This window comes from Litoreibacter albidus (genome assembly GCF_900107015.1).
Classification (GTDB): domain Bacteria; phylum Pseudomonadota; class Alphaproteobacteria; order Rhodobacterales; family Rhodobacteraceae; genus Litoreibacter; species Litoreibacter albidus.
Genome location: NZ_FNOI01000001.1, coordinates 967,270 through 978,865, shown reverse-complemented (window position 1 = coordinate 978,865; position 11,596 = coordinate 967,270). Strand labels below are relative to the sequence as shown.

Here is an 11,596-nt window from a genome sequence, read left to right as displayed (position 1 = left end):
GAAGTGCCGATTTGGCGTTGCGGCAGGTCCGGTGCGCTTGTATAGCGGTGACCAAGCACCCGTAGCTCAGCTGGATAGAGCGCTGCCCTCCGAAGGCAGAGGTCACAGGTTCGAATCCTGTCGGGTGCACCACTCCCTTTCTTCAACATCTCACATAGCTTCGCCGCGAGCGCGCAAAGAAAAACCCGCGCTCTGATGAGGCGGGCTTGTTCAAGGTAAACTGTGGGGCGTTCGGGGGGCTTAGCGGCCCCATGTGCGAACGGGACCGCAATCCATGTGCACAAAATTGGAGCTTGAGTAGCGACCAACACCGCCCGCAGAGCAGGAGGACGCAGCGCGCGAAATCTGGCTGACAGAGCGCGATGCCAGACGAAGGTCGGCGGCTTGGCCCTTCATGTGCAGGGAATTCTTGGCAACCCCACGTGAGCGAGAGCGCAGCATGTTGTTGGTCTTCGGGGAACGGTAGCCGGACAGCAGCATGTAGGGTTCTGAAATGCCCATCAGGTTGTGGGACGCGGACATGATATCAATGGTGCGGGTGTCCATGTTGATGGAGCTGTTCTGGCGCCAGTCCCGCATGAAGTAATTCACTTCCTTCAGGGATTCCTTAATGTACTCGCCCTCGATCCAGTAGATGATGTCGATCTTCTCGCCCGTACGGCCAGAATACATCTTGAGGCGGCGCACATCGCCTGCGCCTTTCAAAAACCCGAATGCTTTGGAGTAAACCGGAGCCGCTGTCAGTGTTGTCGCTGCGAACGCACCCAAGAGTGCGCGCCGCGTTAATGCTGCGGAGGTGGAATTTGCCATGATATTGCCTGTCCCGTATTGCCCTAAGCCGTTGCCACGGCGTCTTCTTTTTGTTCCCCAGATGCGAACCATATGCCACACGACGATTCTTTTACCAAGTACAGTCTTAAACAAAGGCCTTAATATGGAGAAAATAGGCGAATAATTGCGCAGGTTTCTTTGCGATGGAACAAATCCGGGCGTGCTACAATCGCGCCGCGTCTAGGTGACCAATTCGCAACGTGGCCAAAAAAAGGCAGTAATTCCCCCGCAATGTGAATGGACTCTCCGGCGGCGGTGAAATGTAGTCGCTGCAAATTAGTTCAAATCGTATTGAGGTACACTGCCATGACCCTTTCCCCCACACGTCGCTCGACGCTCAAATTAATGGCCGCTGGAGCCGTGAGTTTCGTCTTGCCAACCTTGGGGGCAGGGCGCGCAGACGCCGCTGTGACCGCGCTTAAGCAGTCCATCGCGGAATCGGCCGCGCGTGACAAGGCGCTAAGCGCATTCTACCGTGAGCGGAACTACAAACCAGTGTTTGTCGGCAATGGTGACAAGCGCCGCCGCAGCGCGTTGCTCAAGGCCTTGAAGTCGGCGGGCGACCACGGGTTGCCACGCCAAGCCTACGATGTGGAGGGGCTCACCGCGGCGATGAAAGCCGCGAAAACGCCGAGCGACAGGGGCCGCGTCGAGGTTCAAGCCGCGTCACTCATGTTGGATTACGCGGATCATCTGCGGTCTGGCGTGCTGAACCCGCGCAGCGTTGACAGCGGTATGGTCATGGATGTGCCGCGCTACGACCGCCAATCGACGATTGATGCGTTCTCAAAATCCAACCCTGCCGCGTTCTTGAAAAAGATGGCCCCGCGCAAGCCTGAATACGTCCGTCTGCAAAAAGAGAAGCTGCGTCTGGAGAAGCTCTTGGCCAAGGGCGGTTGGGGCGACAAAGTTCAGTCGAAAACCCTCAAGCCAGGCCAGTCGGGCGGCGCGGTCGTGCAGCTGCGTAACCGTCTGATCCGTATGGGATACATGCGTAAATCCGCGTCCCAAACTTATGATGCCGCGCTGCAATCTGCTGTGCAAAAGTTTCAGGTGAACCACGGTCTGTCGCCTGATGGCGTAGCCGGTGGCTCCACCATTTCGCAGGTGAACAAGGGCGTGCAAGATCGGTTGCAACAAGTTTTGGTGGCGATGGAGCGCCAGCGCTGGAATAGCCGTCCTTACGAGAAAAAGCATGTTTGGGTAAACATTCCTGACTTCCACGTCGACATTATCAACAACGGCAAATCCACGTTCCGGTCGCGGGTGGTTGTGGGCAAGAACACCTCCGACCGTCGCACGCCGGAATTTTCGGACACCATGGAATTCATGGTCATCAACCCAAGCTGGTATGTGCCGCGCTCCATCGTGACGAAAGAATATTTGCCCCTGATGAAGCGCAACAAAGGCGCGGCTGGTCAGTTGCAAATCATTGGTCGTAACGGCAAGCCGGTAAGCCGCAGCTCCATCAACTTTGCGCAGTATAACGAGAAGAACTTTCCTTACTCGATGAAACAGCCACCCTCCAAGGGGAACGCTTTGGGGTTGGTGAAGTTCATGTTCCCTAACAAGTACAACATCTACCTGCACGACACGCCGTCTAAGTCCCTGTTTGATCGCGAATCCCGTGCCTTTAGCCATGGCTGCGTGCGTGTGCACAAACCCTTTGATTTTGCCTACGCATTGCTGACGGCACAGGAGAAGGATCCAGAGGGGTTCTTCCAAGCGTCGTTGCGCACCAAGCGTGAGCGGCGGGTGGAGCTGCGCGAACCGTTGCAAGTCCACATCGCCTATTACACGGCATGGGTCGATGCGAAGGGCAATGCGCACTACCGCAACGACGTCTACAACCGCGATGCGCAGATTTTCTCCGCGCTGAGCCGTGCTGGGGTTTCGCTGCGCTCTGTAGCAAGCTAAACTTCGAATAGGTCTTACGGGCGCGCTGCGGGCTGACCGCGCGCGCCCTTTTCTTTGCGGAGCGCAGCCCCATGACAACATTCACCCTTACCCAGATCGCAACCGCGTTGGGGGCCACGCTAGAGGGCGATGGCGATATAGAGGTCGTCGGCGCTGCAGAGCCGTCATCGGCGCACAGGGATCAGTTGGCGTTGGCGATGGACCCGAAATATGCGGACGGGCTGGCCAAGGGGCGCGCAGAGGCGGCGATCTTGTGGCAGGGGGCCGATTGGCGCGCGTTGGGGCTGAAAGCCGCGATTTTCGTGGCACGGCCACGTTATGCGATGTCGGGCCTGACGACACTCATGGATCCGGGGCCAGAGATCGAAGCGGGTATACACCCGATGGCTGTTGTTCACCCGTCTGCGAAGATTGGCGACGGTGCCGCGATTGGCCCGTTTGTTGTCATCGGCCGTGATGTGACGATCGGCGATGGTGCGCGCATTGCGTCGCATGTGTCCGTCGCCGAAGGATCAACTTTAGGCCGCAACACTTTGTTATTGCAGGGCGTTAAGGTTGGCGCGCGTGTTGTGATCGGCGATAACTTTATCGCCCAGCCCGGGTGTGTCATTGGCTCCGACGGATTTTCCTTTGTGACGCCAGAGAAGAGCGGCGTGGAGAATGCGCGCGCGTCACTTGGTGATCAGGGCGAGGCGGCGCAGCAAAGTTGGACGCGCATCCATTCCTTGGGCGGGGTGTCGATCGGCAACGACGTTGAAATCGGCGCCAACAGCGCGATTGATCGCGGCACCATCCGCGACACGACCATTGGCAATGGAACCAAACTCGATAACCTCGTGCACATCGGGCATAACGTTCAAGTTGGTGACGACTGCTTGCTGTGTGGCCAAGTTGGCATCGCCGGGTCGTCGCGCATCGGCAACCGCGTTGTTTTGGCGGGGCAGTGCGGGGTGAACGACAATATCTTCGTGGGCGACGACGTGATTGCTGGCGGGGCAACCAAGATATTCACCAATGCGCCCGCTGGGCGTGTTTTGCTGGGATATCCCGCCGTCAAAATGGAAAGCCATATCGAAATCCAGAAAGCCATGCGCCGTTTGCCGCGCTTTATGAAGTCTTTGCAACAAGACAAATAGTCAGTAGCAAATCGCGCCCCGACCGCTTAAATCTTCGGCAACACGCAGAAACGGGGTAAGATTCATGGCTAAGAGCGTCAAAGATCAAGTGATTGCCATCATCGCGGAGCAGGCCGTCTTAGAGGTCGAGGACGTCAAGATGGATGCCTCGCTCAACGACCTCGGGATCGACAGTTTGGGCTTGGTCGAAAGCATCTTCGCGATTGAGGAGGCCTTCGACATTTCCGTGCCGTTCAATGCGAACGACCCGAAGGCCAGCGACTTCGACATTTCCAGCGTTGCGAGCGTGGTGGGCGCGGTTGAAGGCCTTGTTGCGGATCAGAAGGCGTAACCGGTGCATAGGGTTGTCATTACCGGACAGGGCACGATTAACGCCTTGGGTGCCGACGTGGCGCAAACGTTGGATGCTTTTAAGGCGGGGCGTTGCGGGATCTCCGAGTTGGAGATTCGTGATGTGGATCGGCTGGCAATCAAGATCGGTGGGCAGGTTAAAAACTACGACCCCAATGCAGAATTCAACCGCCAGCAGATCGCGCTCTATGATCGCTATACCCAGTTTTCCCTGATCGCAGGCCGCGAGGCGATTAGCCAGTCGGGGCTTACCTTCTCGGGGGAGCTTGCGGCGCAGGCCGGAGTGGTGCTGGGGACGGCTGGCGGTGGCATGAACACCCAAGATGAGAACTACCGCGCGGTCTACGAGGACGGCAAAAACCGCGTTCACCCGTTTGTGGTGCCCAAGCTCATGAACAACGCCGCCGCGTCGCATTTGTCGATGGACTATAACCTCAAAGGGCCTTCATTCACGGTGGCCACGGCATGTGCGTCGTCGAACCACGCAATGGGGTTGGCGTTTCAATTCATCCGCTCCGGCATGACCAAGGCGATGGTCACGGGCGGGTCCGAATCCATGTTGTGCTTCGGCGGGGTCAAGGCATGGGAAGGGCTTCGCGTGATGTCGAAAGATGCTTGCCGTCCGTTCTCTGCCAACCGGAACGGCATGGTGCAAGGCGAGGGCGCGGCGATCTTCGTGTTTGAGGAATATGAGCACGCGCGCGCCCGTGGCGCGACTATTTTGGCGGAGGTCGTAGGTTTCGCTATGGCGTCGGACGCGGCTGACATCGTGATGCCCTCAAAACAGGGGGCCGCGCGGACGATCACAGCCGCGTTGAAGGATGCACGTTTGGCGCCGTCCGACGTGGGCTACATCAACGCCCACGGCACGGGAACCGCCGCGAATGACAAAACGGAATGCGCGGCGGTCGCAGATGTATTCGGAGCGCATGCGGATAAGCTGATGATGTCGTCGACGAAGTCGATGCACGGGCATGTCATCGGCGGAACTGGCGCGGTAGAGTTACTGGCCTGCATCATGGCCTTGCGCGAAGGTGTGGTGGCACCAACCATCAACTACGACGAGCCGGACCCAGAATGCGCGCTGGACGTCGTGCCGAACACCGCGCGGGACGCTAAGGTGGATGTGGCGCTGAGCAATGCCTTCGCCTTTGGTGGAATGAACGCCGTGCTGGCGCTGCGCAAGGCTAGCTGACGGGGCGGCTCGCTTGTGTGCCGCGCTCGCGGTAGGGCGTGGTGTCGTAGTGCGCACGGTAGCATTTGGAGAAATGCGACGGCGACGCAAAACCGCAGGCTAGCGCCACGTTGATCACGCTCATATCCGTTTGCATCAACAGGTTACGGGCCTTTTGTAATCTAATTTCCATGTAATACCGCTTCGGGCTGCGGTTTAGGTAGCGGCGGAACAGACGTTCCAACTGGCGCGTCGACATGCCAACCTCCTTAGCCAGCAAAGACGGGCTGATCGGCTCCTCCACGTTCTGCTCCATCATCTGGATCACGCGGCTTAGCTTCGGGTGCCGCACACCGATGCGGGTCGGAATGGACAGGCGCTGTTGGTCCTGATCGGTGCGGATGGAGGAATAAATTTGCTGGTCCGCGACCATGCTGGCCACGTCTTCGCCCAGATCGTTCGCGATGATCTTTAGCATCAAGTCGATGGAAGATGTGCCGCCCGCAGTGGTCATGCGGTTGCCGTCGACGACGAAAACCGATTTCGTCAGCTCCACGTCCTCGAACTCCTCGGTGAAGCTGTCCTGATTTTCCCAGTGGATTGTCGCGCGTTTGCCGTCCAGCAGTCCGGCGCGCGCCATAACATAGGAGGCGGTGCATAGCGCCGCGATCACCACGCCGCGCCGCGCTTCGCGTCTGATCCAGTTCAGCAAGCGCTTGGTCGTGGCCTCTTGCACGTTGGCCCCGCCACACAGCACGACGGTGTCGTCGCGCAGCACATCGTCCAGATCCATGTCCAGCTTGTAACTGATCCCCGAGGAGCAGGTGATCGTATCGCCACCTTCGCCAGCAAGGACCCATTCATAGCTGTTGGGGATTACCCGGTTGGCGATGCGCAAAGCGTCAACCGCACCGGCAAAACTTAGCATTGTGAAGTTGTCCATCAGCACAAATACATAGCGACGCGTTTTATGTGGCGCGGCCGGTGCTGTGGTGTGTTTGCCGGTGTCGGACAATAGGCGAGCCTCCCAGTTCATGTGACCACATCTGTGGAAGACGAAAAACGACGGCGTTTGTGTCGCATCCGAAACCCAAGCCTTAGCTGAGTTTTCGACATTGGCAAGCCCTTGAGTGTGAGGTTATACACAAGGACGATTATTGATACCGCTATCATATATGGAGTATGAGACCATGGCACAGGCTTGGAAGAAGTCGGACTGGCGCAACAAACCACGCGTGCAGATGCCTGACTATCTGGACGCAGACGCCTTGAAGGCAGTCGAGGCCCAACTTTCAAAGTATCCGCCGTTGGTTTTTGCAGGTGAAGCACGCAAGTTGAAGGCCTCCTTGGCCGCGGTATCGCGCGGTGAAGCGTTCTTGCTGCAGGGCGGCGACTGCGCGGAAAGTTTTGCTGAATTTTCGGCTGACACGATCCGCGACACGTTCAAAGTGATGCTGCAAATGGCGATGGTCCTGACTTACGGCGCGAAAGTGCCAGTGGTGAAGGTTGGCCGCATGGCAGGGCAATTCGCCAAGCCACGCTCCGCCCCGACGGAGACCAAGGATGGCGTGGAGCTGCCAAGCTACCGTGGTGACATCATTAACGAGCTGGACTTCACACCCGAAGCCCGTATCCCGAACCCAAACAAGATGCTGCAAGCCTACACGCAGGCGGCGGCGTCCTTGAACCTGCTGCGCGCGTTCTCGACAGGGGGCTACGCAGACGTACACCAAGTTCACGCGTGGACGCTCGGGTTCACCGAAAGCGAAAAAGCCGCGCAGTACCGCGAGTTGGCGAACAACATCTCTGCGGCGCTGACCTTCATGAAGGCCGCAGGCGTAACGCAGGAAACGGCGCACACGTTGCAGTCGGTTGATTTCTATGTTTCGCACGAAGCGTTGCTGCTGGAGTATGAAGAGGCGCTTTGCCGGATCGACAGCACCTCCGGTCTGCCGGTTGCTGGCTCCGGCCACATGATCTGGATCGGCGATCGCACGCGTCAGCCCGACGGCGCGCATGTGGAGTTCGCACGCGGCGTTCAGAACCCGATTGGACTAAAATGCGGCCCGACGACGACGCCGGAAGACCTCAAGGTTCTGATGAACAAACTGAACCCAGAGAACGAAGCAGGTCGTCTGACCCTGATCGCACGCTTCGGGGCTGGCAATGTGGGCGAGCACCTGCCGCGCCTGATCAAAACGGTGAAGGAAGAGGGTGCCAACGTCGTTTGGACGTGCGACCCGATGCACGGCAACACGATCAAGTCGTCCACGGGTTATAAAACGCGGCCCTTCGAGTCGGTTCTGCGTGAGGTTCGCGAGTTCTTCGAAATCCATGCGTCCGAGGGGACGATCCCGGGCGGTGTTCATTTCGAGATGACCGGCAAGGATGTGACGGAATGCACCGGCGGTGTCCGTGCAGTCACAGACGAGGACCTGTCGGATAGGTACCACACAGCATGCGACCCTCGCCTGAACGCGTCTCAGTCGTTGGAGTTGGCGTTCTTGGTGTCCGAGGAACTGTCGGCACTGCGCGAAGAAAGAAGCCGCGCAGCGGGTTAAGCGATTGCTCTGAAAAGTTGAAAAAGCCGGGCCATTGTGCTCGGCTTTTTTTGTTTCGCTCTAAGGTGCGTCGGTTTTGATCAGCCGTAAGACAGGGCGCGAGGCAAACTTCGTTTGAGGCTCTGCAAGGCCTGCCACACGTGGGGCGGGCTGGGCGTTGTCCTCTGCAGTGGTGGCGCCCGCGGTCAGGCTGGTCACACGAGTTTCCAAAACGCGGAAGCGGCGCGGGGCCAACCCGACGACGCCCTTAGAGACCAGACAGCCGATCGCGCGGTCCACGGTGCCGCCGTCACTTTTGAGTGGCATGACCAGCAACCTTGCGTGAAGGTCCGTGCCACGCGCATCCGCAGAGGCGAGGTGGTATTCATGTATCTCTGGCTGCGTGAATACGCGTTCCAACATCGCAGAAAACCGATCGCGCCCGTCGGTGTTAATGAACGCGCGCAGCGGCATGCCGCTCACCTCCATACCCATCAGATCACTCAGGTGCATGCCAGCGAGGCGAAAGCGCACGGCGCCAGGCTGTATACGCTCCAGAATGAAACCGAATTCCAAGGCGTCGGTGATCTCGCGGGGATCAATTTCGGAGCGCAATGGCACCAATCGGCCAGACCGCAGGCTTTCCCAATAGCTGCGCATCTCGGAAAGGGCGGAGCTGTCGCGCTGCTGCTTGTGGTGCCACAGCGAGATGACCTCGGCAGTTTTCGGATATGGATAATGTTGCTCAGTCAACGGAGTGCCCCAAAAGTTGATGCCACGTGCGACCGCTGGTCGGCACATGTTTAAAGTCGCGTTAACCGCCACGCCTCTACGCGTTGCGGTGAAGGCCGTGGTTTGCTACCCCGACATTGCGAAAGATTACTGTTGTCTTAATATGGCACGGATGACGCCCGAAGTGGGTTACTAAAGTGTTAATAGGTTAATCCACTATGATCAGATCAATGACCGCCTTCGCCTCCGAGACCGGCCGTGCAGGTGACACGTCTTGGGTGCTGGAGATGCGCGGCGTGAATGCCAAGGGCCTTGATATCCGCCTGCGCCTGCCCGAACGCTTGATGCCACAAGAACAACTGATCCGCGCCAAGATCGCCAAGGCTTTCGCGCGTGGCAACATTGGCGTCACTTTGCGCATAGAGGAAGGCGAGGCCAGCAGCCCCGTGCGCCTTGATGAGCACGTTTTAGAAAGCTACATCCTCGCCGCCATTCGGGTGCGCACCATTGCGAAAAATAAGGGATTGAAGCTGTCGGAAGCCACGGCGCCGGACTATCTGGGGCTGCGTGGGGTGATGCGCACGGACACGGAGCTTGCCCCGCTGCCGGAGGCTGAAATTCGGCAAAGCATCGACGCGGCAATTGTGGGCTTCGACGCCATGCGCGCCTCTGAGGGGGCGGCGCTTGACGCAGTGATGCGCGATCAGCTGTCCCAGATTGCGGACCTGACGTCGGCGGCCGCAGCGCTCGCCGAGGCGCGAAAAGATCAGGTGGCCGAAACGCTGAAATCCAACCTCGCACGGGTCATGGACAACGCCGACGGCGTGGACCCGAACCGCGTGGCGCAGGAGCTGGCCCTGCTGGCGGTAAAGGCCGATGTGTCGGAAGAGATCGACCGCCTGTTGGCGCATGTCGCCGCAGCCAAGGCATTGCTGGACGCGGACGGGCCGGTGGGGCGCAAGCTTGATTTTCTAATGCAGGAATTCAACCGCGAGGCGAACACGCTGTGCTCCAAGTCCGGCGACGCAGATCTGACGCGCGCGGGCCTTGACCTCAAAGCCGTGATCGACCAGATGCGTGAACAAGTTCAAAACGTGGAGTAGCCATGACAGACCGTCGCGGAATTCTGATCATTCTGTCGTCACCCTCCGGTGCCGGAAAATCCACCTTAGCAGGCCGCCTGATGAAGTGGGACCAAAGCCTGTCCTTTTCGGTGTCCGCCACCACGCGCGCGCCGCGTGAGGGGGAGCAAGACGGGCGCGAATACTATTTCCGCACGCATGATCAATTCCGCCAGATGGTCGCCGACAACGATATGCTGGAGCACGCGGAGGTGTTTGACAATCTCTACGGCTCACCCAAAGGCCCTGTCGAAGACGCGATTAGCGCCGGTCGCGATGTGATTTTTGACATCGACTGGCAGGGCGGCCAGCAGGTGCGAAACTCCGGTCTGGCGGAGGATGTGGTGTCGATCTTTATCCTGCCACCGTCGATTGTTGAGCTGGAAAAGCGACTGCGTTCGCGAGCGCAAGACAGCGATGAGGTGATCGCCGCACGTATGCAGAAAAGCCGCGACGAAATCAGCCACTGGGCCGAATATGACTACTGCCTCATCAACCACGACATCGACGAAGCCGAACAGCAGCTACGTGCCATTCTGACGGCGGAGCGCCTGAAGCGGTCTCGCCAACCTGGGTTGATGACGTTGGTGCGCGATCTGAATGAGCAATATGAGGCCCGCAAATGACGCTCTACGCGCTTGATGGTGTCGCCCCGCAACTGGCGAGCGAGGATCTGTGGATTGCCCCTGACGCCAACCTGATTGGCGACATTCTGGTGGAGGAGTCGGCGTCGGTCTGGTTCGGCTCCACTCTGCGCGGCGATAACGAGCGGATCACGGTTGGGCGCGGCTCTAACATTCAGGAAAACTGCGTGTTGCACACCGATTTGGGGTTCCCGCTGGTGATCGGCGTTGATTGCACAATCGGCCATAAGGCAATGCTGCATGGATGTACGATTGGCGACGGGTCCCTGATTGGCATGGGGGCCACGGTGTTGAACGGTGCGAAGATCGGCAAAGGCTGCCTGATCGGTGCTGGCGCGCTGATCACCGAAGGTAAGGTGATCCCCGACGGATCTTTGGTTATGGGCGCACCTGGGAAGGTGGTCCGCCAGTTGGATGCGCAGGCGCAGCAGGGGTTGATTAATTCCGCGTTAGGATATCAGGCGAACATGCGCCGGTTTCTGGCGGGCCTGAAAGCGCTCTAGACGTCGTAACGCAGCGATGCTGCGCTGTCGGAATGCCCAGCTTGCGCGGTTTTGCCAAGCTGCGCCAAGGCGTCGCGCAGCAGCGCGAATTGGATGTAAGCTGGTGCCAACTCGCCCGCATCCGCGGTAGGGCTGCGCAAGAATGCCCAAGGTGCCGGCTCTATCCTGATTTTGGTGCCGTAAGCTTGCAACTGCCACTGGCCACGGTCACAGCGCACGACGATCCGCCCGCCCGCTGGCAAGGCGACCTCCAAACACATCACGGCAAGAAGGGCGATTTTTGCCTCAACGCGGCAGACGTCAGCCGTGGGTTCCCATGACACTTGAATGCGCCCGATGCCGTAGCAATCGCCCAGCAACTTTACGATGTCACCCCGCGCCATGCGCTGGCCTGCGCTGGCCGCACTGAACGCCACCCGAAATAACCGCACACGTGCGTTCGCGTTGGCAATGCTTTCCTCAATCAAGGTCAATTCGGGCGATGGCTGTAGCCCTGACATCACCAATAGCTCCAACCCATTGCTGATCGCGCCGATTGGGCTAATTAGGTCGTGGCAGATTCGGGACGCGAGCAGGGACGCCGTATCCTTGAGCGGTTCGGACTGTCCAGTTGGATCAATGGCGGTGGAGTGGGCTTTGTCAGACAA

At 58.8% G+C, this 11,596-nt stretch carries 12 protein-coding genes and 1 tRNA gene; 9 read left to right on the top strand and 4 right to left on the bottom strand.

The genetic code is table 11. The features are described from left to right. Positions 1 to 55 precede the first annotated feature (55 nt). Positions 56 to 132 (top strand) — tRNA-Arg (locus BLW66_RS04845). 108 nt (positions 133 to 240) lie between these two features. Here BLW66_RS04845 and mepK read toward each other — a convergent pair. Then, positions 241 to 810, bottom strand: coding sequence for a peptidoglycan L,D-endopeptidase MepK (gene mepK / locus BLW66_RS04840; protein WP_089945524.1), 570 nt, complete (start codon positions 808 to 810; stop codon positions 241 to 243). 327 nt (positions 811 to 1,137) lie between these two features. On the opposite strand from mepK, the gene BLW66_RS04835 reads away from it, so the two are divergent. The 4 genes from BLW66_RS04835 to BLW66_RS04820 all read left to right on the top strand — a co-directional run bounded on the left by BLW66_RS04835 (position 1,138) and on the right by BLW66_RS04820 (position 5,430). Beyond that, on the top strand, positions 1,138 to 2,748 hold the full coding sequence (locus BLW66_RS04835; protein ID WP_089945522.1) for a L,D-transpeptidase family protein: 1,611 nt from the start codon (positions 1,138 to 1,140) through the stop codon (positions 2,746 to 2,748). A gap of 71 nt (positions 2,749 to 2,819) precedes the next feature. Then, on the top strand, positions 2,820 to 3,884 hold the full coding sequence (lpxD, locus tag BLW66_RS04830; protein WP_089945520.1) for a UDP-3-O-(3-hydroxymyristoyl)glucosamine N-acyltransferase: 1,065 nt from the start codon (positions 2,820 to 2,822) through the stop codon (positions 3,882 to 3,884). Between the two features lie 64 nt (positions 3,885 to 3,948). Continuing rightward, the gene (locus BLW66_RS04825; RefSeq protein ID WP_089945518.1) at positions 3,949 to 4,215 is read left to right on the top strand and encodes an acyl carrier protein; all 267 of its coding nucleotides are present in this window, start codon (positions 3,949 to 3,951) and stop codon (positions 4,213 to 4,215) included. A gap of 3 nt (positions 4,216 to 4,218) precedes the next feature. After that, positions 4,219 to 5,430 carry a beta-ketoacyl-[acyl-carrier-protein] synthase family protein gene (locus BLW66_RS04820; RefSeq protein ID WP_089945516.1) on the top strand — a complete coding sequence of 404 codons (1,212 nt, stop codon included), beginning with the start codon at positions 4,219 to 4,221 and terminating at the stop codon, positions 5,428 to 5,430. Here BLW66_RS04820 and BLW66_RS04815 read toward each other — a convergent pair. Then, positions 5,423 to 6,445, bottom strand: a complete 1,023-nt coding sequence (locus tag BLW66_RS04815; RefSeq protein ID WP_089945514.1) for a GlxA family transcriptional regulator — start codon at positions 6,443 to 6,445, stop codon at positions 5,423 to 5,425. The two genes, BLW66_RS04820 and BLW66_RS04815, sit on opposite strands and share 8 nt — an antisense overlap. 154 nt (positions 6,446 to 6,599) lie before the next feature. Between BLW66_RS04815 and BLW66_RS04810 the strand changes: the two genes are divergently transcribed. Beyond that, positions 6,600 to 7,970: a class II 3-deoxy-7-phosphoheptulonate synthase gene (locus BLW66_RS04810; RefSeq protein WP_089945702.1), complete on the top strand. Its 1,371-nt coding sequence runs from the start codon at positions 6,600 to 6,602 to the stop codon at positions 7,968 to 7,970. A gap of 60 nt (positions 7,971 to 8,030) precedes the next feature. Here BLW66_RS04810 and BLW66_RS04805 read toward each other — a convergent pair whose 3' ends face one another. Next, entirely contained in the window at positions 8,031 to 8,702 is a 672-nt protein-coding gene (locus BLW66_RS04805; RefSeq protein ID WP_170833391.1) for a PAS domain-containing protein, read from the bottom strand. Positions 8,703 to 8,899: 197 nt separating this feature from the next. Between BLW66_RS04805 and BLW66_RS04800 the strand changes: the two genes are divergently transcribed. The 3 genes from BLW66_RS04800 to BLW66_RS04790 are packed head-to-tail and all read left to right on the top strand — an operon-like array spanning position 8,900 to position 10,949. Beyond that, positions 8,900 to 9,784, top strand: coding sequence for a YicC/YloC family endoribonuclease (locus tag BLW66_RS04800; protein WP_089945510.1), 885 nt, complete (start codon positions 8,900 to 8,902; stop codon positions 9,782 to 9,784). 2 nt (positions 9,785 to 9,786) lie between these two features. Continuing rightward, on the top strand, positions 9,787 to 10,428 hold the full coding sequence (gmk, locus tag BLW66_RS04795; RefSeq protein WP_089945508.1) for a guanylate kinase: 642 nt from the start codon (positions 9,787 to 9,789) through the stop codon (positions 10,426 to 10,428). Continuing rightward, the gene (locus BLW66_RS04790; protein WP_089945506.1) at positions 10,425 to 10,949 is read left to right on the top strand and encodes a gamma carbonic anhydrase family protein; all 525 of its coding nucleotides are present in this window, start codon (positions 10,425 to 10,427) and stop codon (positions 10,947 to 10,949) included. The genes gmk and BLW66_RS04790 overlap by 4 nt, the downstream gene beginning before the upstream one ends. Here BLW66_RS04790 and BLW66_RS04785 read toward each other — a convergent pair. Beyond that, positions 10,946 to 11,596 (bottom strand): histidine phosphotransferase family protein, encoded by a 651-nt coding sequence (locus BLW66_RS04785; RefSeq protein ID WP_089945504.1) that lies wholly within the window; start codon positions 11,594 to 11,596, stop codon positions 10,946 to 10,948. The two genes, BLW66_RS04790 and BLW66_RS04785, sit on opposite strands and share 4 nt — an antisense overlap.